This window comes from Amycolatopsis sp. NPDC054798 (genome assembly GCF_053611505.1).
In genome coordinates this window covers 50,193-74,397 of record NZ_JBSHAM010000009.1, presented here as the reverse complement: position 1 = coordinate 74,397, position 24,205 = coordinate 50,193, and the positions used below count along the sequence as shown (strand labels likewise).

Annotated in this window: 14 protein-coding genes; 4 read left to right on the top strand and 10 right to left on the bottom strand. The window is 68.6% G+C overall.

What is annotated here, in order from left to right; genetic code table 11:
* The first annotated feature begins 14 nt into the window (after nucleotides 1-14).
* Together ACWGIC_RS08255 and ACWGIC_RS08250 are read left to right on the top strand one after the other, a co-directional pair.
* The gene (locus ACWGIC_RS08255; protein ID WP_452075202.1) at nucleotides 15-218 is read left to right on the top strand and encodes an MbtH family protein; all 204 of its coding nucleotides are present in this window, start codon (nucleotides 15-17) and stop codon (nucleotides 216-218) included.
* A 1-nt stretch (nucleotide 219) separates the two neighbouring features.
* Nucleotides 220-1,176 (top strand): ATP-binding cassette domain-containing protein, encoded by a 957-nt coding sequence (locus ACWGIC_RS08250; RefSeq protein ID WP_452075201.1) that lies wholly within the window; start codon nucleotides 220-222, stop codon nucleotides 1,174-1,176.
* A 9-nt stretch (nucleotides 1,177-1,185) separates the two neighbouring features.
* Here ACWGIC_RS08250 and ACWGIC_RS08245 read toward each other — a convergent pair whose 3' ends face one another.
* From ACWGIC_RS08245 to ACWGIC_RS08200, 10 genes are all read right to left on the bottom strand, one after another.
* Nucleotides 1,186-2,496: an MMPL family transporter gene (locus ACWGIC_RS08245; RefSeq protein WP_452075200.1), complete on the bottom strand. Its 1,311-nt coding sequence runs from the start codon at nucleotides 2,494-2,496 to the stop codon at nucleotides 1,186-1,188.
* A gap of 119 nt (nucleotides 2,497-2,615) precedes the next feature.
* Complete coding sequence (sbnA, locus tag ACWGIC_RS08240; protein WP_452075199.1) at nucleotides 2,616-3,593, bottom strand: 2,3-diaminopropionate biosynthesis protein SbnA; 978 nt, start codon at nucleotides 3,591-3,593, stop codon at nucleotides 2,616-2,618.
* On the bottom strand, nucleotides 3,593-4,630 hold the full coding sequence (gene sbnB / locus ACWGIC_RS08235; RefSeq protein WP_452075198.1) for a 2,3-diaminopropionate biosynthesis protein SbnB: 1,038 nt from the start codon (nucleotides 4,628-4,630) through the stop codon (nucleotides 3,593-3,595). Before sbnB ends, sbnA begins: the two co-directional genes overlap by 1 nt.
* A 38-nt stretch (nucleotides 4,631-4,668) precedes the next feature.
* A complete protein-coding gene (locus tag ACWGIC_RS08230) occupies nucleotides 4,669-6,039 on the bottom strand; it encodes a preATP grasp domain-containing protein (protein ID WP_452075197.1) in 1,371 nt (456 codons plus the stop codon).
* A gap of 75 nt (nucleotides 6,040-6,114) precedes the next feature.
* Nucleotides 6,115-6,849, bottom strand: a complete 735-nt coding sequence (gene fabG / locus ACWGIC_RS08225; protein ID WP_452075196.1) for a 3-oxoacyl-[acyl-carrier-protein] reductase — start codon at nucleotides 6,847-6,849, stop codon at nucleotides 6,115-6,117.
* Nucleotides 6,846-7,925, bottom strand: a complete 1,080-nt coding sequence (locus ACWGIC_RS08220; RefSeq protein WP_452075195.1) for a beta-ketoacyl synthase N-terminal-like domain-containing protein — start codon at nucleotides 7,923-7,925, stop codon at nucleotides 6,846-6,848. The genes fabG and ACWGIC_RS08220 overlap by 4 nt, the downstream gene beginning before the upstream one ends.
* The gene (locus ACWGIC_RS08215) at nucleotides 7,922-9,178 is read right to left on the bottom strand and encodes a beta-ketoacyl-[acyl-carrier-protein] synthase family protein (RefSeq protein WP_452075194.1); all 1,257 of its coding nucleotides are present in this window, start codon (nucleotides 9,176-9,178) and stop codon (nucleotides 7,922-7,924) included. Before ACWGIC_RS08215 ends, ACWGIC_RS08220 begins: the two co-directional genes overlap by 4 nt.
* Nucleotides 9,179-9,183: 5 nt before the next feature.
* Nucleotides 9,184-9,435 (bottom strand): acyl carrier protein, encoded by a 252-nt coding sequence (locus tag ACWGIC_RS08210; RefSeq protein ID WP_037812007.1) that lies wholly within the window; start codon nucleotides 9,433-9,435, stop codon nucleotides 9,184-9,186.
* Between the two features lie 167 nt (nucleotides 9,436-9,602).
* Nucleotides 9,603-10,355, bottom strand: coding sequence for an AfsR/SARP family transcriptional regulator (locus ACWGIC_RS08205; RefSeq protein ID WP_452075193.1), 753 nt, complete (start codon nucleotides 10,353-10,355; stop codon nucleotides 9,603-9,605).
* A gap of 1,054 nt (nucleotides 10,356-11,409) precedes the next feature.
* The gene (locus ACWGIC_RS08200; RefSeq protein WP_452075298.1) at nucleotides 11,410-11,871 is read right to left on the bottom strand and encodes a hypothetical protein; all 462 of its coding nucleotides are present in this window, start codon (nucleotides 11,869-11,871) and stop codon (nucleotides 11,410-11,412) included.
* Between the two features lie 866 nt (nucleotides 11,872-12,737).
* On the opposite strand from ACWGIC_RS08200, the gene ACWGIC_RS08195 reads away from it, so the two are divergent.
* On the top strand, nucleotides 12,738-13,244 hold the full coding sequence (locus ACWGIC_RS08195; protein WP_452075192.1) for a hypothetical protein: 507 nt from the start codon (nucleotides 12,738-12,740) through the stop codon (nucleotides 13,242-13,244).
* 159 nt (nucleotides 13,245-13,403) lie between these two features.
* Nucleotides 13,404-24,194, top strand: coding sequence for a LamG-like jellyroll fold domain-containing protein (locus ACWGIC_RS08190; RefSeq protein ID WP_452075191.1), 10,791 nt, complete (start codon nucleotides 13,404-13,406; stop codon nucleotides 24,192-24,194).
* Nucleotides 24,195-24,205: the final 11 nt, after the last annotated feature.

Sequence of the window (24,205 nt, the reverse complement as noted above, 5' to 3'; positions counted from 1 at the left end):
ATCCGGAGTACGAGATGACAAACCCTTTCGACGACCAGAACGGCTCGTTCCTGGTGCTGGTCAACGAGGCACAGCAGTACAGCCTGTGGCCCTCGTTCGCGGAAATCCCGCCAGGCTGGCTGGTTTCGCTCGGCGAGACCAGCCGGGAAGAAGCCCTCGCGCACATTTCCGGCCACTGGACCGATTTGTCCCCCGATAACGTCCGGGAAGCAGGCTGACATGACCGCGCACGGAGAACTCGCGATCGAAGCCGAAGGGCTCCGCAAACGCTACGGCGACCACGAAGCGCTCGCCGGCGTCGACCTCGCCGTGCCGCCGGGCACGGTGCTGGGCTTGCTCGGCCCGAACGGCGCGGGCAAAACCACCACCGTCCGGATGCTCGCGACGCTGCTCCCGCCGGACGGCGGCCGCGCGCTGGTCGCCGGGCACGACATCGTGCGGGAACGCAAGCAGGTCCAGCGGCACATCGCGCTCGCGGGCCAGTACGCGGCGGTGGACGAACTGCTGACCGGCAGGCAGAACCTGGTGCTGCTGGGTCGTCTTCTGCATCTCGGCCGTCGAGGAGCGCGCGCCCGCGCGGGAGAACTGCTGGAGCGGTTCAACCTGGTCGAGGCGGCGGACCGCTCGGTCGGCACATATTCGGGCGGGATGCGTCGCCGCCTCGACCTCGCGACCTGCCTCGTGGCGCGACCCTCGGTGCTGTTCCTCGACGAACCGACCACCGGCTTGGACCCGGCGAGCCGGATGGGGTTGTGGACGATGGTCCGCGAACTGGTCAGCGAAGGCGCCACAGTCCTGCTCACCACGCAGTACCTCGAGGAAGCCGACTACCTCGCCGACCGGATCGTGGTCATCGACAAGGGCCGCAGCGTCGCCGAGGGGACCGCGGACGAACTCAAGCGCAAGGTCGGCCGGGAACGGCTGGAGGTCGCTGTCGCGCACCCCGACGGTCTCGCGGACGCCGTCGCGGCCCTGACGCCGGTCGCGGTAGGCGTCCCGGTTGTCGACGAACGACGGTGCAGCATCTCCCTCGAACTGCTCGACGAGAGCGGCGGCATCGCCGCGGCGGCGAACGCGTTGCACGAACGCGGCGTCGCCCTGGCGGACTTCGCGCTGCGCAGGCCGACCCTTGACGAAGCCTTCCTCGACCTCACCGGGCACCCGACCACGGGGTGACCCCGAAGTTCACTTTCGCGCAGCCCCCGGCCCGGTCCGCCGCCACCAGCGGACCGGGCCCGCTAGCGAGAGCAGCAAGGGCAGCAGCACCAGCCGGATCACCAGCACGTCCACCGCCAGCGCCGCCGCGGCCGCCCAGCCGAACTCGCTCAACGCGCCGGTGCCGGCGATCCCGAGAGCGCTGAAGACGCCGATCGACACCACGCTCGCGCTGGAGATCGCCACGGTGCCGCGACGCAGGCCTTCCGCCAGCACGTGCTGGGGCGACATCCCGGTCAGCGCTTCGACGCGGAAGTGGTGCAGCAGGCAGACATGCATGTCGGTGGTGGGCGCGGCGAGCACGGCCACCAACGCCACCGGCAGCCACGTCGGGGTCGGCGGGGCCATGCAGGTGAGCATGGTCAGCGCGAAAAGCGCGGACAGCACCGAAAGCACCGCAGTCGTCAACGCGACCACCATCGGCCGGAAAGCCGTAATCACCGCGAGCGAAGTCAGTCCGATCAGCAGCGCCAAGGGCAACGGCGGCAGGGTCGGCGATTCGAGGTAGCGGTAGACGACGTAACCCAGAGCGGCTGCCGTGCACACCAGCGCCCCGATGAGTCCCGCTGCGCTGCGGTAACGCCACGTCGCTGGCAGGCGGGCAACGAACCGGGGCAGCCAGTGCCATTGGAACGACCTCCGCACCGGGAGCGCGATACGGGTCAGCAGGACCGGGAGCAGAGTCAGCGCCGCGGCGGCTTCGACGAGCACGATCAGGACCACGGCCGCGGCCAGCCGCATGACTTGCGGTTCGCCGGTCAGATAGAGCCCGGTCATCGCCGAGAGCATCGCCAGCCCGGTGACGAGCGCGGTCCGCCCGGCCGTCGAAGCGACGATCTGTGCGGTGTCGGACGGGTCGTGCTTTCCCGGCGGCATCTCCTGCTGCCTGCGGACCGCGAACAGCAGATGGTTGGCCGCGCTCGTGATGCCCGGCAGCAGAACGAGGTTCCAGCTGCCGAACGAACCCGCACCGGCCCCGGCGATCGCCATCAGCACTCCGAGCGCGCTGACCCCGACCGTCGCGAGATACCCGAACGCGATCGCGGCCAGCCGCAGCGAACCCAGCACCAGCAACAACAGCAGCGCGGTGAGCAGGCAGCCGACCGCGAGGACGGAACCCGCGGACGGGGCCGACACGAACCCCGCCTTCGCGGAGCCGCTGGTCGCCGCGGCGAGGCCCTCGCTCGCCGCGACGAACAGGAACAGCAGCCACGCGGACACGACCGGGCCGGGTGCTCCGGCACACCAGCGTGCGAGACGGAGCAGAGGTAGCGTTCGCAAAGCCGCACTCCTTGGGCCGCTTCAGGCCTCCCGCCGCGCAGGCGGCAAGCCGGACGGTCTAAGGATGGCTCCTCGTGTTCGTGCGCACACTGGGCGTGGCACCTCGATTTCGAGTGGTACTAGCTCCCGAGCGCGGCGGGCGGGGCGAGCGCCGCGTCTCCGTAGAGGTCGGCCACCCACTGGTCGTGGTAAACCGTGTCCAGGTAGCGGTCGCCGAGATCGGGGGCCACCGCCACCGCGGTGAAGCTCCGGCCGCGCGCGTGCCGGTCGAGCCAGTTCAACGCCCCGGCGACGACGGTGCCGGTCGAACCGCCGAACAGGAAGCCCGCCCGGACGAGCCGGCGGCACATGCGCACGGTGTCGAGTTCCGGCACATGCACCACATCGTCCACATAGGACTCGTCCAGCAGCGCGGGCCGGACCCCGGTGCCCAGGCCGGGGATCATCCGCGGGGCCGCTGGGGTTCCGAAGGTCACCGAACCCACGGTGTCGATGGCCACCACGCGCATTCCGGGACAGTGTTCGCGCAGGTACCGCGCGCACCCCATCAGCGTGCCGGTCGTGCCCGCTCCGATGAACGCCACGTCGGCGCCAGGGAAGGAACTCGCGATCTGCGGTCCGGTGGTGCGGTAGTGCGCCTGCCAGTTGCCCGCGTTCGCGTACTGGTTGAGCCACACCCGGTCGGTGCCCTCGGCGCACAACCGCCGCACGTGCGCGATCCGCGCACCGAGCAGCCCGTCTTCCGGATGCGGTTCGGTGATCACGTGCACCTCGGCGCCGAGCGTCTGCATCAGCTGCCGGGCGCCGAGGGTGCAGCGTGAGTCGGTGACGCAGATGAACCGGTAGCCCCGGCTGGTGGCGACCAGGCTCAACGCCACCCCGAGGTTGCCCGACGAACTCTCCACGAGCGTCGCGCCGGGCGTCAGCGTGCCGTCCAGTTCGGCCGCGTCGATCATCTCGGTCGCGGCCTTGATCTTGATCGAACCGGCGAAGTTGAAGCCCTCGCATTTGAGGTAGAGCGATCGCCCTGTACACCCGTTCAGGTCGACGAACAGGTCGTCGACGTTGAACTCGTGCGGGCTGGTGATGATCGGCATCAGCGTTGGCCGTAGCGGTCGAGTTCGAAGAAGAAGTCGCCGACCGAATGCAGTTCGCCGCGGCGGCGCAGTTCGTCCAGGACGTGCTTGCCGACCGCGAGGTCCAGTACCCCGAGCCCGAACGGCGAGAACACCACCGGCCGGCCGGCGTCCAGGGCGAGTGCCCCGGTCATCACGTCGAAGAGGGTGCCGTCGAGGAAATCGCGTCCGCCGGTGGCCTCTTCGGCGAGGTGCACCGAGGTGTTGGCCTTCAGGCAGTGCTCGACGTCGTCGACCACGTTGGCCGAGGCCAGGATCACCTCGGTGGACAGGTCGCGCAGGGAAACGTTCAGCACCAGCGGGCGGTGGCCGAACCAGGCCGGATCGTGGACGTGCGGCTCGCCGGCCACGGTCGCGAACACGACCAGGTCGCTGCCGCGGATCAGTTCCTCGGCGCTCTCGCGCACGGAGATCCCGCTCGCTCCCGTGCTCTCCAGGTAGCCGCGGAAGCCCGCGGCGTGCTCGGCGGAGAGGTCGAACACCGCGGTCTCGTCGAAGTCCCAGCCGGTGCCGACGAGGAACCGGTGCACGTAGCGCGCGATGAGCCCGGTGCCGACGAACCCGATCCGGCGGGGCCGTTCGCCGCGGCGGGTGAGCCAGTCGGCCGCGAGCGCCGCCGACGCCGCGGTGCGAGTGGCGCTGATGATCGAGCTTTCCATGCAGGCCAGCGGGTACCCGGTCTTCTGGTCGTTGAGGATCAACACGGCTGAGGCTCGCGGCAGCCCGGTGCGGACGTTTTCCGGGAAGCTGGAGATCCACTTGACCCCGTCGACCGCGACCTCCCCGCCGACCGAGGCGGGCAGCGCGATGATGCGCGCGGTCGGCCGGTCCGGGAACCGGAGGAAGTAGGAGGGCGGGTTGACGGTCGCCTGCTGCCCGTGCAGCCGGTAGGCCGCCTCGATCAGTTCGACGAGCTGCTTCTCGGCGCCGTCGAGCACGTGGTGCACCTGCGCTCCGGAGACGACGGCGAACTCCGGGACGGTAGCGGTTTCGGTCACAGAACTTCCTTATTCTTCGGCTGGGCGGAAACTGGTGCTCAGTCCTGCTGCAAGACGGCCAGCGCGCGTTCGACTCGCGCGTCGATCCGGTCGACCTCGGCGACCGAGTCCCCGATGAGCACGCCGTAGAGGCGGCCGGCGAACGGCGCACCGGCGGCGGTCTGCGCACCGGCGTTGACGGTGGCGAAGTTGTTCACCAGCAGGCCGCTGCCCGCGCCGTCGAACAGCAGGTCGCCGAGGACGTCGCGGACCCGGTCGAAACCGACGCTGGCGCCGAGCCGCAGCGAGTAGTGCCGGGCCATCGCGGTCTCGCCCGCGGTGACGAAGCGTTCCTGGATCGGCACCTGATAGGTGGACATGTTGTTGCGGGCGTTGATTTCCAGCACGGGGAAGATCCCGCCGTCCGGTTCGACGATCGCGTCCACCCCGACGACGCCGTAGTAGCCGTCGGCGGCGAGCTGCCCGCCGAGCGCCTGCGCGGCGGACCGGATGCTCTCGATCTGCGCATCGTCCAGCCGCGGCGGGATTCGGTGTCCTTTGTGGACGCCGTGCTCGGTGATCAGCTCCTTGACGAAGTCGAAGCGCACCGAACCGTCCCGGCTCACGGTGAACTGGTAGTTGAGGTCGGCTCGCTTGTCGACCCACTCCTCGATGACGAACGCGATCCGGTCCCGGCCCCTCCGGCGCGCGGTCGCGGAGATCATCCGGCGCAACCGGTCGAGCCTGCGTTCGTCGGAGACGACCGAGATCCCCTTCCCGGACACCCCGAACGCCTCCTTGACGACGACCTTCCGGCCGGTCGCGAGCACGGCGCCAGCGGCGGTGACGGCCTCGTCGAGCAGCTCGAGCGTGTCGCACGCCCAGCCGTTCGGCTGCCGCAACCCGAGCTGAGTCGCGACGCGCCGGCTGTAGATCTTGCTGTTCACCGCCTTGCACCTGGCCGCGTCCGGGGCGGCCAACGGCAGTCCGGTCGCGGCGGACAGCTCTTCCTCCACCGCGGAGACGCCGTGGGCGAGCAGATGCGCTTCGTCAGTGCGCAACGCGGAAAGCGCGGCGATCAGCCACGGATCGTGCAGTGCGTCCTGGCTGACCGTGCGCGCCGGATCCGGGTCCGCGACCACGTGGATCTGCGGCAGATCGAGACCGAGCCCCTCCAGATAGCTGCGGTAGCCGGGGTCCGGCGCGTGCTTGAGCACGACGTGGTCCCGCTTCCCGCCCAGCAGCAACGCGAACTCGTCCATGCTGTTGACGACCGCCATGCCGCCCGGGGCGGAAACCCGGGGCAGTCCCTGTTCGTCGACCGCCCACTGCTCTTCGACCTCGAAATTGCCGAGGAATACCAGCGGGTGCTCGGCCGTGCCCATGATCGCGGTCTTGAGCCGCGGGATGAAACCGTTGTCGGCGCTCATGACGTCCTTTCGCCAGCGCACGGATAGGACGCGGCACGCGCTGCCTGCGCTGCCGCGGGGAAAGGGGAGGACCGGCTAGACGACGAAGCCGCCGTCCACCTCGAAGACGCTGCCGGTGATGTAGGAGGCGCGTTCGGAAACCAGGAAGGACACCAGGTCCGCGACCTCTTCCGGCCTGCCGAACCGGCGCAGCGGGACGGCCCGCAGCATCTTCTCGCGGGTCGCCTCGCTCAGCTTGCCGAGCATGTCGGTCTCGATCAGGCCCGGCGCGACGGAGTTGACCCGCACCCCGTATCGGCCGACCTCCTTGGCCAGCGCTTTCGTAAAGCCGAGGACGCCGCTCTTAGCCGCGGAGTAGTTAGTCTGGGTCGGATTGCCGTGCACGCCGGACACCGACGAAAGCGTCACCACGCTTCCGGAACGACGTTTGATCATCCGGAACACGGCGGGACGGCACGCGTGGAAGACGCCGTCGAGGTTCGTGCGCAGCACACTCGACCAGTCCGGTTCGGACATCAGCGCGAGCGAACCGTCCCGGGTGATCCCGGCCGAAGTGACCAGAGCGTCCGGCGGACCGAACTCGTCGGCCGTGCGCTCCACCCACGCCGTGACCGCCTCGCCGTCCGCCACATCGACCTGTGTGGCCTCGACCCGCACTCCCAGGTCGAGGACTTCCTTGACGAGGACGTCGGCCGCGGTTTGGTTGCTGTGATAACAGAAGGCGACGTCGAACCCGTCCTGCGCCAGGCGAAGTACGACCGCCCGGCCGATCCCGCGAGAACCACCGGTGACGAGCGCTGTCCTGCTCATCGCGGCTCACCGCCGAGCCGCAGCAGCGCACAGGCCACCGAACCGTCGTCATCGCAAGCGGTAACGACGATGTGGTCTTGTTCGCCGTGGTCGACCCCATCGGCGATGCTGAGCACCGACGCCAAACCGAACAGCGCGGTCGCCGCCGAGGTGTCGCCGATGAGATCCACTGGCGGCACGCGCTCCGTCACTTCGTCGCCGAACAACTGCCGCAGCGTGCTGTCCTCGGGGCGGTCCGACCCGGCGGGGAAGCCACTGCCGACAGCCGCCCACACCCGTTCCGCCGCGACGCCAGACCGCTTCAGCAGCGAGGACACCGTGGCGTGCAACGTTCCGGCCAGGTCGCCGTCGAGACAGATCCGCGAGTCGATGCCGGTCAACGTCGCCAGCACGCTGCGCGGATCAGCCGAATCCGCCGGTTCGAGCAGGAACATCGCACAGCCTTCGCCGAGCGTCGCCGCCCCGCCGCGCCGATGGTGCTCAAGCCAGGACCGGGCGTCGGAATGCTCCTCGGCCGCCCCGCACAGGACCTGCGCCGCGCGGTCGGTCATCAGCAGGCGGCGGGCGTAGTTCAACGCCTGCAACCCGGTGGTGCGCCCGGCCGCGATCGTCGCGTTCGGCCCCTTGAGACCGTGCCAGATCGCGGCCTGCCCGGCCGCGCAGTTCATCACCGTGCCGGGAACGGCCGCGGGCTCGACGTGGTCCGGCTGTTCGCCGGTGATCGACGCGCGGGTCAGGTCCATCATGCTCTGCGCGCTGCCGGTCGTGGTGCCGAGCACGAAACCGATGTGCTCGCGGTCGCCGTCCGGAGCCAGTTCCATGTCGGCGAGCAGCTGCTGCGCGGCCGCGACGGTGAGCCCGCTGACCCGGTTCATCGCCCGGGTTTTCTTGCGGCCGAACAGCTCACGCACGTCGAAGTCGGGTACGACGGCCGCCGGATCACCTTCGCCGCCAGGATCAATGGCCGGCTCGCGCCGGGCGCGAACGCCGTCGGCGAACGCTTCCCGGCCGTAGCCGAAGGGGGAGATGGCCGTCCAGGCCGAGATGACCGGACGGCGGCGGGCAGGTGCGGTCATCGCACGGCCTCTTCTCGGGGTTGCCGCTCGTACCGGCCGAGCAGGACCACGGCGTTGTTGCCGCCGAAGGCCCAGCCGTTGTTCTGCACGATGTCGAGGTCGGCGTCGACGGATTCGTTGGGCACGCAGTCCACCGGGCAGTCCGGGTCGGTGTCGCGGTGGTTGATGGTGGGAGGGATGAACTGCTCGGTGAGCGCGATCGAACAGCCGATCGCGGCCAGTGCGCTGGCCGCGCCCATCGAGTGCCCCAGCATCGATTTCATCGACACGGTGCGCGGCGGCTTCGGCCCGAAGAGGTCGCGGATCGCCGCGGATTCGGTCATGTCGTTGGCTTTGGTCCCGGTGCCGTGCGCGGAGATCAGGTCGATCTCGGCGGGTTTGACCCCGGCGTCGGCCAGCGCCAGCTCCATGCAGCGGGCGATCCCGGCCTGATGCGGAGCCACCGGATGATGCGCGTCGCACGACATGCCGTATCCGAGCACTTCCGCGTAGATCCGGGCGCCGCGAGCGAGCGCGGAGTCGAGGCTCTCCAGCAGGAGAATGCCCGCGCCCTCGCCGGTGAGGATGCCCATCCGGTTGCGATCGAACGGACGACAGCAGTCCGGGGCGATGCTGCGCAACCGGTAGAACGAGGTGAAGGTCTTGCGGCACAACGCGTCCGCGCCGCCGCACAGCGCGAACTCGGCGTCCCCGCACCGGATCGCGTCGAGCGAGTTGCCGATGGCGTAGTTGCCCGCGGAGCAGGCCGTCGCGATGGTCCCGGTCTCGACATCGGTCAGCTCCAGCTCCCGCGCGATCGACGTCGCCAGCCGGCCCGCGGAGGTGCGGCGCACCAGTCCCGGGTCGAGACCGGCCAGCCCCGCGGACAGCTCCTGCGTCACCAGCCCGTCGAGTTCGTGCGCCTCGCCGTCGGTGCTGCCCACCGAGACGAGCGTGCGCGCGGCGCGCAAGGTTTCCAGCGGCAGCCCCGAATCCTCGACGGCGAGGCGAGCGGCCGCGGTGGAGAACCGGCTCGCCCGGCCGAGGTCGCCGGGATCGAGCGTGCGGATCCACCGCTCCGGCTCGAAGTCGGTGACCTCGCAGCCGTTGTCGTGGGCGAACCCGGTGGTGTCGAACACCGAGATCGGCCGGACGTTGCTGCGCCCGGCCCGCAGTGCGGCGGTGAACTCCCGGACCCCGATGCCGATGCTCGACACGACACCGCATCCGGTGATGACCACCCGGGCACCGATACTCGTCGGCTGCGAAGACATGGTCTCTACCAGCTCGCGGATTCCGAGACGACCTCGTACACCGCGCGGAGGTTGGTCATCCTGGCGAACTGGGCCTGGTCGATCGTGACGCCGAACTTCTTCTCCAGTGCGGCCAGCACGTCCATCAGCGACAGCGAATCGGCCTCGTGGTCGTCGGCGAAATCGCTGGTTTCGGTGAGCTCCGCGTCGTCGAGTTCGAGGTGCGTGCAGACGATCTCGCGGATCTGCTGCATGCGTTCGGAGACGGCTGTCGTCATGGGGTACTCCCGGTAGTCAGGGACCGTTTCTGGGGATCGGCCCGAAACTAGCGGCGAGCAGTGACACCCTTCTGACAGCGCCCTGACGCGACGGCCCTGTCGGTGCGGTGTCAGCAGGCAGTCATCGCGGACTGCCAAGCTGACGCGGTGGAAGTGAGAACGACGGCTCAGTCGAGAACCCGGTCCTGCATCAGGATGGACTGGTACAACCGGCGCAGCCCCGGCCCGGGCTCCAGCCCGAGTTCGGCGCTCAGCCACTGCCGGGTGCTGTGGAACACCGACACCGCCTCGCCCTGCCTGCCGTCGCGGTAAAGCGAGATCATCAGGTACTCGCTGAGCCGCTCACGAGCAGGATTCTCCGCGACAAGCTGTTTCAAGTCATGGGAAAGCCCGTGATGCTCCCCGACCTGAAGCCGCGCGGAGATCAGATCCTCCTGTACGGACAGCCGATGCTCGTTGAGCTGCTCGGCCGCCATCCGGCAACGGGTGCAATCGGCCACGTCGAGCAACGCCGGCCCGCGCCAGAGCCGCAGCGCCTGCTCGAAAACCGCGATGGCAGCGCGCGGATCCTGCCCGAGCAGCGCGCCGCCGCGCTGTGCCAGAGCGGAGAACCGATGCGCGTCCACCGCTTCGGCGGGCACGGTCATCAGGTAGCCGCTGCTGACCGTGCGGACCACCTCGCGCTCGCCGGTCACGTTGAACACGAGTTTCCGCAACCGCGCGATGTTGGCCTGCAAGGCGTTGCGCACGTTGGAGACCGGTTTGTCGGCCCACAGCTCGTCCGCGAGCGTGTCCAAGGACAACGGCACCCCCGGCGACAAGGCCAGCAACGCGAGCACAGTCCGCACCTTTCGCGAAGCGACTCCGTGCCTCCGGCCGGCCTGCCTGAGGGTCACCGATCCCAATAGCTCAATTTCCATATCTACCCCTGAGGAAAAATAGCCCGTCTCAAGTGACCCCACGCACCGAGCTGTCGGCCGAGCCGAGCATGTCAGACATTGAAAAGTCGGTCTACCTCCGATTGGGGTAATGAGTTGGCGTCATGCGCGACAGTTTCCCGCTGGCAATAGGAAGGCCGTTCCCCATTTGTTGCTCCCGACCTCCCGATGGTGGTGCTGACACCAGTAGGGACAGTGGTGCTACCTCCACCAGGAGCCGCTTCTCCGGCGAATACCTTGTCGTACTCGCCGGTACGGTGTTGAATCAATTATCGCGGCCGGGCGGTGCCGCATTTTCCGGCATGCGGCGAGTTCTATTTGCAGTTCCGGGCAACATTTCTGCCCGTTGCTGCAGGGTCGGCGAATGGTTATTTATTAGCGGGCTGGCGACGCAGGGTGTTTCTGTTGTTCCCCAGAGTTGTCCGCGGCATTCGACATCGTGAACGACCCGCTTGGCTTCTCGCTTGCTGGGACAGAATCCCTCTATTGCATCGGCGTGCAATCCGCCGCTTTGCCCGGCCGCGCCGTAACAACGGCATTTTGCGAACTTCCGTACTTTCGGCGGAGCCGCCCCTCCTCGGCGTCCAGGGCCGTCGTTCGCTCTGGACTCGCCGCCCCCGCTCTTCAGCGCTCGCGCGACGACGTTTCAGGACAACAGCGACCTGCGCGCGTCGTCCCCTGATCTCCGCAGTCAGTGACCGCTCTCCCTTCCCGGCGAATGACGGGAGCTGCCGACTAGACCACCCAAGTAGCCGTCGTCAGCCAATCCCCGGACGGCGGTTGGGTGAGGTAGCCGGTTCGAGAGCTGCGTCCATGCGCTTCAGCCGTCCACTTCGGAACGACGCCGTGAAGCGGCACCACTGCGCTAGGAGTGGACGCATGAACCACATCAGCGACCGATGCCAGCCCACTCGACGACGACCACGCCCCGGCTAGCTGAAACCCCTGCCAACGGCTCCACCCAGCCCTGTCGCCAGGCGCGAACCGGAAGCACCTGCTCAAGCCGCCCAGCCGCCGACGGGCTGATCACACCGGTTCATGGCACAAATACAAAGAACCCTCCGACCCGCACAACTGTGCGATCGAAGGGTTCTTGTGAACTTGTGGAGCTAAAGGGACTCGAACCCCTGACCCCCTCACTGCCAGTATGGCCGGGGCACGTCCCTGACCCGTACTGGTAGTTCTGCGCCCAGCCGCCCGCGGCCGGATAGCGGTTGCCGGTCGGGGTGCCGAGGTAGGACGTCGCGCCGCCGAGGGCGATGTAATGCTCGCTGATCTTGTCCGGTTCGGTGCCGGCGGCGAGGGTTTGCAGATCGGTGAGGCTGCCGTTGAAGACGTCTTGGTCGCCGGGGCAGGTGCCGGAGGTCGCGGTCTGGGCGAAGGTGTAGCCGGTCCAGCTGGCGGGCCTGGTGATGGTGCTGGCGATCCACAATGGATCGTGGGCGAAGCCGAGGTTGTTGCCGGTGCAGTGGTTCCACCAGCCGTTGGTGGTGTAGATGACCGGCCACCGGTTGGTGCGGTCGTGGACGGTGGTGGTGAAGTCGGTGATCCACGCGGATCTGGGCGGGGGTCATGGTGTAGCACCACCCCGCCCAATCTGCAGTGCTGTAGGGGTTGTACTCGATGTCGAGCACGGGCGGGAGGGTTTTGCCGTCGGCGACCTGCTCGCCGCCGTGGTTGAGGAAGAACTGCGCCTGTGCCGCGCCGCTCGAGGTGTCGGGCAGGTCGTGCTCTCGGTAGCTTTCATGTACGCGAACTTCGCGCAGTTGCCCGCTGCCGCGCCCCAGCCGACTGTGCCTTGGTAGTGGGACCGTCCATGCCTGGCGTCGAGACGCCCGCGGCCATGGCAGTGCGCGGGGTGGCTTTCGGTGTCGCGGCAGGCTCCTTGCCGATCGTGGAGCCCAGGTAGTCCGAGCCCGGATGCGGGGGTGTGCTTGCCTTCGGCGTGCTCGGGACCGCCGGGCTTCCGGACGCGGTGGCCGGTGTCCCGGCCAATCCGCACGTGAGCAAAACGGAGACCGCGCCTGCGCTCACCGCAGTACGAAACCATCCCACTGCGAACCTCCACCCGGTATCTGTCCACACCGCTGTCGCCGGGAGTCCGGAGCGGAGCGGGGAAACCCTGGACCGTCGAGGTCTCTGAGGTGCCGTCGCGAGAAGAGCGGGAAACGGATGAGCGTCGTGAGCCGGATCCGGAACGCGTGCCCCAGCCGAATCCGCGCGGTCGGCAGCATGCCGGCCGCCCGTGCGAGCTGCCGCTCGCCGGGAACTGTCGTGGAGCGAAGCGGCGCCGTACTGTCCCCGAAGCGGTAGGGCTCACTACCGCGAGTACGTCCGGCGACGGGCGCGGAACGAGGGGGACTCGTGCGGCGTTGGGGTTTGGTCGCGGCGGCGGGAATTGTCGTCGCCGGTGCGGTGGCCGTGGTGGTGTGGTGGCCTTCCGTCGAGGATCCGGACCTGCCGCCCGCGCGGGCGCGGGTCTATGCCGACTTCTCGGCCTGCTTGCTGACCGGCGGGCAAGGTCTCGCGAGTCCCGGTGCCGGTCCGGTCTGGGCTGGCTTGCAGGACGTCTCGGGTGACACCCGGATCAAGGTCTCCTACCTCGCCGCGTCCGGGCCGGCTACTGAAGCGAATTACCTGCCATATCTGAATTCCCTGGCACAACGGCGATGCGACGTCGTCCTCACGGTGGGGGAGCCGGGCACGTCGGCGGCGCTCGCGCAGGCCGCTGCGCGTCCCGCCATCCGCTTCGTCACGGTCGGCGGCTCCGGTCGCGAGAGCGCCAATGTTTCCGTTGTGCCGGCAACCGATCACGTTCGCGGCGACGTGGCCGAAACCGTCCGGGCAGCGGCGCGCGCCGCCGGGCACTGAGGAATTAGTGCCCGTTCATCCAATTTATGGATTATTTGTCCGTTTTTTCGAGTGGTGCGTATCGCGAGGATTAGTCGTTTAGGAGTCTTTTCTGGACAGTCGCCCGTGTGGTGAACTTTCTCGCCGCCCGCGGAGACGGGCCTCATCGAGGGGGAACCAGTGCGCCGAGGCGTCGCGAGATCCTGTGCTGCCGCAATACTTCTGGGCCTGGGTCTTTCTCTGGGCACCGGGCAGGCAGACGGGGCCCAGCTGGCCGCGGGGCAGCGGCCGATCACGGAACTGGGCTCGTGGCTCGGTTCGCTGTTCTCCGGTTCCGCGCCGTCCGGCTCCCCGCACTGGGGTGCGACACCGCGGCAAGCGGGCGGTACGGCCGAAGGCAAGTCGCACGACGCGAGCACGGCGTCGACCCGCGCGAGCGGCGGCACGGGCGACGCTCCCGGCACCGGACCCGGTGAGCTGCCAGAGGATCGCGGCCATTCGCGGAAGGTGAAGCCCGGGCCGAGCGGTGTCGCCACCCGCGGATTCGACGCGGCGACGAGCCGGCGCGACGCGCTGAAGTCGAGCGCCACGATGAACTACTTCGTCAACGCTGACGGTTCGGTCACGCGGGATTACACGCGCAGCCCGGTCAACTTCGCCGACGGCCCCTGGGGATGGAAGCCGATCGACACGACGGTTCACGGCGCCCAGGACGGCCGCTGGCACGAAGCCGCGAACTCGTTGTCGGTCGATTTCGCAGGCAACGCAGCGGATCCGGCGCTGGCGAAGCTGACGGTCGACTCCGGGCACACGATTTCCTACGGCCTCGACGGCGCCCGTTCCGTGGCACCGCGCGTCGATGGCCGCGCCGCGACGTATCCGGATGCGTTGCCCGGAACCGACCTCGCGCTCGAACCCACCACTACTGGCCTGAAGGAATCGCTGGTCCTGCACTCGGCGACCGCGGCGAACACGTGGGTGTTCCCGTTGACGCTCGGCGGATTGACGCCACGGCTGGAAGCCGACGGCTCGGTGAGTTTGCTCGACGGCGCCGGGGCGATCCGGCAGCGAATCCCGCGCGGCTATGCCTTCGACTCGCACGTCGACCCGGTTTCCGGCGAGCCTGCCACAACGTATGCCGTCGGCTACGAGCTGACGACCGCCGCGGGCAAGCCCGCCCTGAAGGTCACGCTTGACCCGAAGTGGCTGGCCGATCCGGCGCGAGTGTTCCCGGTGACCGTCGACCCGACCTTCACCGACGCACCGGCGTCGACCTACGCCGAGATCGGCGCGCCCGGGGACCACTCGATGGAGAAGGTCGTCAAGATCGGGTCGTACAACTCCGGTCCCGACTCGGCGAACACGTTCCTGCAATTCCCCAAAGACCTTGACGGCTCGCAAGTCACGGTCAGCGCGGCAACTCTGAAGCTGTTCGACACGTGGGCTTCGACGTGCACCCCCACGCGCTTCGACGTAGCGCCAGTGACGCAGGCGTGGACGCCATCGACCGTGACCGCCTACCCCGGGCCTTCTTACGGCGCGAGCATCGGCAACGCCACCCCGACGGTGCCCACCGCGTGCGCCAACCGCGCGGCAGACCGGACCAAGGGCGACTGGGTCAGCGTGCCGCTGTCCACGGCGACGTTCACCGGCTGGGCCAACGGATCCGTTGCGGACAACGGACTCGCGGTCTACGCGGCGACCAATGACGCGTCGCACTGGAAGCAGTTCGACTCCTGGCTGATGAACGCCGGTTATCAGCCGGTGCTGTCGCTGACGACGAGCGGGAACGTGCCGCCGGTCGTCGACTCGGCCTACCCGGGTTCCGGCGGGACGACGACCAGCCTGGTGCCGTTCCTGTTCGCCACCGCCCACGACATCGACGCCTCTCCCGGCGCGGTGAAGTACCGCTACCAGGTGGCGGATTCGACGGGCGCGACGATCGCCGATTCCGGTCTGGTCAACGAAGGCACCTGGCGGGTGCCTGCCGGAAAGCTGAAGTACAACCAGACTTACTACTGGGCAGTGCAGGCCTACGACGGCGCGTCCTATTCGGCCGATCCGCCGTGGAACCCGCTCACCGTCCAGGTGGACCAGCCGCTGGTGACGTCGTCGCTGTCGCAGAACACCGGCGTGCACGGCGTCGAACCGAGCATCGGCAACTACACGACTTCGGCGACCGATGCCGAGGTGCGCACGGTCGGCCCGGCGCTGTCGGTGGTGCGCGACTACAACTCCCGCGATCCGCGGTCGACCGGCGCGTTCGGCGCGGGCTGGTCGAGCGTGTTCGACGCCCGCGCGGCCGAGCAGTACGACTTTGACGGTTCCGGCGCGGTCGTGAGCGTTCTCGTGACCTATCCCGACGGATCCGAAGTCGGGTACGGCAAGAACGCCGACGGCACGTTTTCCCCGCCAGCAGGCCGATTCGCCACGTTCAAGGCGATCACCGGCGGGTACAGCCTCACCGACAAGAACGACACCGTCTACACCTTCACGCAGTCGCTCGGGTCCGGCGTCTACCGGCTCTCGTCGATCGCGGACGCGAGCGGACGCACCGTGAACCTGACGGTGTCGGGCGGCCAAGTCACGGCGTTGACGTCCGCGGTTTCCGGCCGTGCGCTGCACTTGAGCTGGACCACGCCGACCGGTGCGACGAGCCCGCACGTGGCGGCGGTTTCGACCGACGACCTCACCGCGGGCCAACCGCTCACCTGGACCTACAACTACACCGGCGACCAGCTCGCCAGCGTCTGCCCGCCGGGTACGACGACCGGCTGCACCCGCTACGGCTACACCTCGGGTTCGCCCTACCGCACCAGCGTGCTCGACCTCGGCCCCCATTCGTTCTGGCCGCTGGCCGAGACAACCGGCACCACCGCCGCGAGCGCGGTTCTGACCAACGAGGGCACTGACGCCGGCACCTATCACGACGTCGCTCTCGGACAGCCCGGTCCGCTCGCCGGATCCGGCGCGACGGCCGCCGGGTTCAACGGCACCTCGTCGTACCTGCAGCTCCCGCGCGCGGACGCGGACGCACCGAACACGATGTCGGTTTCGATGTGGTTCAAGACCGCGGCCACCAACGGCGTCTTGTTCTCCTACAGCACCATGCCGCTGACCGAGGCCACGAGCCCGGCCTCGCAGTACACCCCGGCGCTCTACGTCGGCAATGACGGCAAGCTGATCGGCGAGTACTGGACCGGAGACACGACCAAGACGATCGCCACCGCCAATCCGGTCAACGACAACGCCTGGCACCACGTCGTTTTCACGCATTCCTCGACCAGCCAGGGCATGTACCTCGACGGCCAGTTCGTCGGCTCGTCGATCGGCGCGATCGTGCCGATGGGCCCGCAGAACCGCTACATCGGCGCCGGGTTCCTCGGCAACGCATGGCCCGACCAGTCCCACGCCGGCCAGCCGGGCACCGCGACGTTCTTCAACGGCCAGATCGCCGACGTCGGCATCTGGGACAAGTCTGTCCCCGGACCCCGGGAACTGCCGCTCTACCAGTCGGGCAAACAGCAGGAGAGCCTGCTCACGTCGATCACCCGGCCCACCGGAGCGGTGCACACGACCGTCTCCTACGACCCGGTTTCCCAAGCGGTCGCTCAGATCGGCGACGAAAACGGCGGAACCTGGAAGTACGCCCCGCTGACCGCGACCGGTTCGAGCCAGGTCTACCGCGGCGCCGTCCTCGGTTCGCAACCTGAGCTGTACCAGCGACTGGCGGACGCACCGGGTGCCGCGGCACCCGCGGGCGAGGTCAATTACCGGCCTTCGGTCTACACCAACGCGACCCTCGGCGTCCCCGGCCGGTTCACCGACTCGACCGCGGCGAGGTTCCCCGGCACCGTCGGCGGCGTCACGCTGCCGGACCACCTGGTGAGCGCGTCGAGCACGTCGTCGGTCGAGTTGTGGTTCTCGACGACGTCCACCGCCGCCGGAGCGCTTTTCTCGACCGGCAGTTCCGCGCTCGGCACAGCGAATCCGTCCGGCGGAGCCATGCCGGTGCTGTACGTCGGAACCGACGGGAAACTGCACGGCCACTTCTGGGACACCACCGTGGCAGGCATGGCCTCGGCCGCCAAGGTCAACGACGGCAAGTGGCATCACGTCGTGCTGACCGGAGCGAACACCTCTCAGGCGCTTTACCTCGACGGCAAACAGATCGGCACGCTGTCCGGCCAGATCGGCAACTACGACCCGCTGAACTTCGTCGGAGCCGCTGTCTTCAACAGCAACGGCTGGCCCGCCGCGCCGTCCGGGAACACCTGGAACTACTTCGCCGGTTCGATCGGCGAGGTCGCCTACTACCGGTCGGCACTGTCCGCGTCCGAAGTCGCCCAGCACTTCCTCGCCGCGGGCAACTCCCAGGGGCTTGCGCCGCTCACCACGGCGACGATCACCGATCCCGGCGGCAAGACCGCGGTGCAGCAGTACGACCCGGGCGCGGGCAACCACAAGGTTTCCGAGACCGACACCGGAGGCAAGCGCACCAGCTACGGCTACGACACCTCGGGCTTTCTGCACACGACCACGGACCCGAACGGCAACGTCGTCACCGTCGGCCACGACGTGCGCGGCAACGTCGTCTCGCAGACCACGTGCCAGAACCAGGCCGCGGAGAAGTGCTCCACCTCGTACTCGACCTATTTCCCCGACGACACCACCCCGCAGCTGACCACGGCCGACGCGCGCAACGACCTGATGCTGACTTCGCGAGATCCGCGTTCGGCGAACGCGACCGATCCCGCGTATCTGACGACATTCGGTTACGACACGGCGGGCAACCGCACCACGGTCACCACGCCGCCGGTGCCCGGCTTCCCGAACGGGCGCACCACCAAGATCACCTACAGCGACGGCACCTCCGCCTTCCCGGCGGCCGATTCCGGCACGGTGCCCGCGGGCCTGCCGGTGAAAACCGTCTCTCCCGGCGGGGCGGTCAACCAGATCGCTTACCTGCGCAACGGCGACGTCGCGAGCACGACCAACGCCGACGGCCTGGTGACCCGCTTCACCTACGATCCGCTCGGGCGGATGCTGACGAAGACAGCGGTCTCCGACAGTTTCCCGGCGGGGCTGGTCACGTCCTACACCTACGACGGAAACGACCAAGTCGTCTCGCAGACCGACCCGGCGGTGACCGACCGGGTCACCGGCGCGGTGCACACCGCCGTCACCTCCAGCGTGTACAACGCCGACGGCAGCCTCGTGTCCCAGACGGTCTCCGACAGCACCGGCGCCGACTCGGCCCGCACCACCAGCTCGACCTACAACGACAAAGACCAGGTCGTGTCCACTACGGACGCGAACGGCGCGGTCACCTCCTACACCTACGACGCCTACGGCAACAAGAAGAGCGAAACCGACGCCAACGGCACCGAAACCGACTGGGCCTACGACGGCGAAGGACGCCTGCTGTCCCAGGGCGTCTGGTACACCGGCAGCCCCGTCGACCCCAAGGCCGCGACGTTCCTGACCCAGAAGTCCAATGCCTACGACCCGGCCGGGCGCCTGGCGTCGGAAACGGACTCGATGGGCAACGTCACCGCCTACACCTACACCGACAACGGGCTCACCGCGACAGTCACGCGCAAGGACCCGAGCGGGCAGCAGTCGTTCGTCACCGAATCCAACACCTATGACGCCGCGGGCAATCTGGTCGGCAAGGTCACCGGCAACGGCGCGAACACCGCGGCGTCCACAGTGGACGCCGCGGGACGTGTCGAGCGGACCGTCGACGACCCGGGCGGAGCCGCGCGCGCGACGTCGGTCTCCTACACCCCGGACGACAAGGTCGCGACGACCATGCAGTCCGATCCATCGGGCCGCAGCCGCACGGTCAGCACGACTTACGACCCGATGGGCGTGCTCACCTCGCGTTCGATCTCCGCGGACGGCACCGGGCACCCGGTCGGCTGGTGGAAGCTGAACCAAGCCTCGGGCACCGCTGTCGTCGATTCTTCCGGGAGCGGCAACACTGCCACCGCCACGGCTGTCACGTGGTCCGGCGACGCCGCGAACCTCGACGGAGCAACCTCCCAGATCGCCACCGGCGGGCCGGTGCTGAACACCGCGGCGAGTTACACCGTGTCCGCTTGGGTCAAACCGGCGGCGTTCGGCGCGGGGTTCCAGACCTACGTGGTCCAGAAGGCCAACGTGATGAGCGGCCTCTACCTCGAATACGACCCGAGCACGCACAAGTGGTCCTTCTCGAGGTTCGGCACGGACGCGTCGAACGCCACGCTTTACCGGGCCGAGTCGGCCGCCGACGCACAAGCAGGCGTGTGGACTCAGCTCACCGGGGTCTACGACTCCGGCACCGGCGCGATGACGCTCTACGTCAACGGGTCGGCGGCAGGCAGCGCTACCGACCCGACGCCGGCCGCCGCCAACGGGCCGCTGGTGATCGGCCACGGCTGGTACAACGGCGCCAACGGCAACTACGCCACCGGCCAGGTCAGCGGAGTCCAGGCCTACTCGCGGGCGCTCTCGGCGGCCGAGGTCTCGACCGTCTACAACGGCGGGCGCAGCGGCGGGACCGTCGCGTCGTCGCCTGCTGAAACGACCAAGTGGACGGTCGACCAGCGGGGTCTGCCGACCTCGATGACCGACGCCAACGGCAGCACTACTTCCTACGCCTACGATGAGGCCGGAAAGCCCGCCGTCACCACAGCGCCGACGGTCAACGCCGAAACGAACGGCGGAGCACCGGCGGCGGTGCACCCGGTCACGACGACCGGTTACAACACCTTCGGCGAGCCGGTTGAAGCCGTCGACCCCAACGGGAACCAGGTCACGACCGTCTATGACGCGTCGGGACGGCCCGTCTCGGTCACCAACCCGAACTACACCCCGCCCGGCGGCGGCGCGCCGATCACGGCGACCACCGTGCGCACCTACGACAAACTCGGGCAGGTCGTCTCCGACAAGGACCCGCTCGGCCACGTCACGAAGGCGGACTACGACCAGCTCGGCAATGTCGTCCAGGTCACCAAACCATCCGGTGCGAAGACCGTGTCGACTTTCGACACCAACGGAGAACGGCTCTCGATCACCGACGCGAACGGTGCCCGTACCGAGGCGACGTACGACTTCCTGTCCCGGCCGCTGACGGCCACCGTCCTCGAGCGCTACCCGAGCACGTTGACCGCCACGACGACCAACTCCTACGCCGCCTCTGGCAGCAATCCGGGCGGCGCGAACCTCGCTTCGACCACGACGCCGGCGGGCGCGGTGACGTCCTACGGCTACAACGCGCTCGGCGAAACGACGTCGATCACCGACGCCGCGGGGAACACCACCCGCTACGGCTACAGCTATCTGGGCGAGAAGGCGTCGGTCACCGCCGCTGACGGCACCTCGACGGCGACGGCCTACGACCAGTCGAGCCGTCCGGTGCAGGTGACCCGCAAGGACGCCAGCGGCGCGGTGCTGCAGCAGACGTCCGCGGCCTACGACGCGGGCGGCCGGATGACGTCCAGTGTGGACGGACGCGGCACGTCGCGGACGTTCACCTACGACGCGGCGAACCGGCTGGCGAGCGAAATCCAGCCGGTGTCGGCGACCTCGTCGATCACCACCGCGTTCGGCTACGACGCGGCGGGCAACCGGACCCGGTTCACCGACGGCCGCGGCAACGCGACCATCACCCGCTACAACCCGTGGAACCTCCCGGAGGCCCAGCTCGTTCCGGCCACGGCGATCTACACCGCCGACGCGGACCGGACCTTCACCGCGGTCTACGACGCCGCGGGCCGCCAGGTCCAGCAGAAGCAGCCGGGTGGGGTGATCGTGTCGGCGGGCTACGACGACGACGGCAACCTCACCAGCCAGTCCGGCAGCGGAGCCGACGCCGCCACGGCGACGCGGACGTTCGGGTACGACCCGGCCGGGCGGATGACTTCGGCGGCCACCACCGAAGCGGGCACCGCCGGCCACGCGGATCACCAGGCGGCCACCAGCGAAACCTTCACCTACAACGACCGCGGCGCACTGCTCACCGCGAACGGTTCGGCAGGCTCGTCGTCGTTCGCCTATACCGCCGACGGGCTGATGAGCGCCCGCACGGACGCTGCGGGCACGACGTCGTACGGCTACGACAGCGCCGACCGGCTTTCCAGCATCAGCGACGCGGCCACCGGCGGCGCCCAGACATTGAGCTACAACGCGCTCAACCAGATCAGCGGGGTCAAATACGGCACCGGGAACACCCGGACCTACAGCTACGACGGCCTGCACCGGCTGACCGGCGACGCACTCAAGACGGCCGGCGGAGCGGCTATCGCCTCGGTGACCTATGGGTACGACGCCGACGACAACCTCACCTCGAAGACCACCGCGGGCTTCGCGGCGTCGGCGGCCAACACCTACACCTACGACCTGGCCAACCGGCTCGCGTCGTGGAACAACGGCACGAGCACGGTGGACTACGGCTATGACGCCGCGGGCAACCGCACGAAGGTCGGCTCTTCGACCTACACCTACAACGAGCGCGACGAGCTGACGTCCGACGGTTCGAACACCTATCGTTACAGCGCAAGGGGAACGCTGCAGGAGCGCGCCTCGTCGACCGGCACGCTGATGTCTCGTTCGGACGCGTTCGGGCAGATGGCCGAGCAGGGGACGCAGTCCTTCGGCTACGACGCGCTGGCGCGGAACCTGACCGACACGACGACCGACACCGGTGCAACCGTCGCGACGTTCTCCTTCTCGGGGCTGGGGAACGCGGTCGCGTCGGACGGCACGTCGACCTACAGCCGCGATCCTGGCGGCGGCCTCGTCGGCGTCGCCACCGGCGGCACCGGGGCGTTCGCGTTCGTCGACCAGCACACCGACGTCGTCGGGACGTTCACGGCCAACGGGTCCGCACTGGACGGTTCGACGTCTTACGACCCGTTCGGAAACGTGCTGGCTTCCCAGAACCCGAAGGGACAGCTGGGTTACCAATCGGGCTGGACCGATCGCTCCACCGGCAACGTGAACATGGCGGCCCGCTGGTACAACCCGGCGGTCGGGCAGTTCATGAACCGCGACACGGTGTCCAACAACCCGGTGCCGAACCCGATGGAGGCCAACAAGTTCGCCTACGTCGACGACAACCCGATGACCGGCACGGACCCGTCCGGGCACGGGCTGTTCGACTGGTTCAACAACACCTTCGTCAAACCGGCCGCGTCGTTCGTCTACCACAACGTCGTCCAGCCGGTCGCGCATTTCGTGAACACGTATGTGGTCCAGCCGGTCGTGCACGCGGCGGTGGCGACCTACCACGCCGTCCGGGACGTCTACCACGCCGCGGCGCGGGTGGTGCGGACCGTCTACCACCACGTGGTGCGCGTCGTGCGGAAGGTGTATCGGGCGGCGGTGCACGTGGTGAAAACCGCTTATCACGCGGTCGCGAAAGTCGTGAAAACCGCGGCACACGCGGTGGCGCACGCGGCGAGAGCAGTCGCGCATGCCGCGGTGTCGGCAGCGAAAACGGTCGGCCACGCGGTAGCGAAAGCGGCGGTGGCAGTAGGCCACGCAGCAGCATCAGCGGCTTCGCACGTGGCCACATTCGTCAAGGAACACGCGTCGACGATCGCGGGCATAGCAGCGGGCGTCGTGGTCGGTGCAGCGTGCACGGCGGCGACATTGGGCATCGGCGCGGTTGGCTGTGCGGCCATCGGCGGCGCGGTCGGCGGTGCGGTGTCGTACGGAATGGACTGCTCGAAAGCACACAACTGCTCGGTCGGCGGTGCGGTCGAAGCGGTCGGCCTCGGTGCGCTGGGCGGTGCGCTGGGTGCCGGGCTGGCAGGCCCGCTGGGCGGCAAGCTGGTGTCGGAGGCGCTGAACGGTGTCCTTCCGGAGGCCGCGACGCAAGGCCTGGTGGGCGCGGGTTCCGGTGCGGTCAGCGGCGGTGTGACGGCGTTGGCCGGTTACGGATTGAACTGCGGTCGCAACTGCTCGGTGAGCGGTGCGCTCGCGGCCGCCGGCTCCGGCGCGCTGGCAGGCGGTGCTGGCGGCGCGGCGTTCGGGGCGGCAGGCGGTCTGCGGGCTCGCGGGCGCAGTTCCGCGGAAGCGCCAGCGGAGTGCCACAGCTTCCTGGCCGGCACGAAGGTGTTGCTGGCGGACGGTTCGAGCAAGCCGATTTCGTCGCTTAAGGTCGGGGATCGGATCGCGAACTCGAAGCCGGGCAAGGCGGGCTTGGAGACGCACCCGGTCGACCGGGTGATCGTGACGGAGACGGATCACGATTTCGTGGACCTGAAGGTGAAACCGAGCCGCCTCCGCCGCGCGGTGAGCCGTGCGGCAGCGGGCCTGGCGCTGGCGGCGGCCGTGGTGACCGGCGGCGGGGTTCCGGCTTCGGCGGCTCCGGCGACGTTGACGACGACGTATCACCACCCGTTCTACGACGTCACGCGCGGCGCGTTTGTCGAGGCGGTGGATCTGCAGGCGGGGGACCGCTTGCAGACGGCCGACGGCGGCGAGGCGACTGTCGAGGAGGTGACGCCGTACCACTCGACGGAGGTCACGTATGACCTGACGATCGATGAGCTGCACGCGTATTATGTCTACGCTGGGGACACTCCGGTCCTCGTCCACAACTGCGGCGATGCTCTCGAAACCTACGCTGCCAGCCAACGGGAGGTGCCGGGCACAAAGTTCGCATCGGAGTACACCTCGCCTTCGGGACATCGGTACTACAGCACGAACCGGCACGGTACGAACGGCGATTTGCAAGAAATGCCCGAGCTTCAGGACGCCGCTTCTTCAGCTGGACATCACGGTGGCTGCGCTGAGGTCGGTTGCCTTATCCAGGCATACGCAGCAGAGGGCCCAGGTGCGATTTCTGGTGGAGACATGCGCACAGTCAACGTTCGAAATCCACGGTCTCCTCGAGCCGCGGAGCAGGGAACACCCGCCTATCCCTGCGGAAGATGCAGGCGGTTGCTCGACGGGCTCGGAATCGGATCGGAATAGTTGAGGATTCG

Coding starts and splice junctions, on each gene's coding strand:
- ACWGIC_RS08220 (WP_452075195.1), bottom strand. CDS start 7,925: ATGACCGCACCTGCCCGCCGCCGTCCGGTCATCTCGGCCTGGACGGCC.
- ACWGIC_RS08230 (WP_452075197.1), bottom strand. CDS start 6,039: ATGAGCGCCGACAACGGTTTCATCCCGCGGCTCAAGACCGCGATCATG.
- sbnA (WP_452075199.1), bottom strand. CDS start 3,593: ATGCCGATCATCACCAGCCCGCACGAGTTCAACGTCGACGACCTGTTC.
- ACWGIC_RS08255 (WP_452075202.1), top strand. CDS start 15: ATGACAAACCCTTTCGACGACCAGAACGGCTCGTTCCTGGTGCTGGTC.
- ACWGIC_RS08250 (WP_452075201.1), top strand. CDS start 220: ATGACCGCGCACGGAGAACTCGCGATCGAAGCCGAAGGGCTCCGCAAA.
- ACWGIC_RS08210 (WP_037812007.1), bottom strand. CDS start 9,435: ATGACGACAGCCGTCTCCGAACGCATGCAGCAGATCCGCGAGATCGTC.
- fabG (WP_452075196.1), bottom strand. CDS start 6,849: ATGAGCAGGACAGCGCTCGTCACCGGTGGTTCTCGCGGGATCGGCCGG.
- ACWGIC_RS08215 (WP_452075194.1), bottom strand. CDS start 9,178: ATGTCTTCGCAGCCGACGAGTATCGGTGCCCGGGTGGTCATCACCGGA.
- ACWGIC_RS08205 (WP_452075193.1), bottom strand. CDS start 10,355: ATGGAAATTGAGCTATTGGGATCGGTGACCCTCAGGCAGGCCGGCCGG.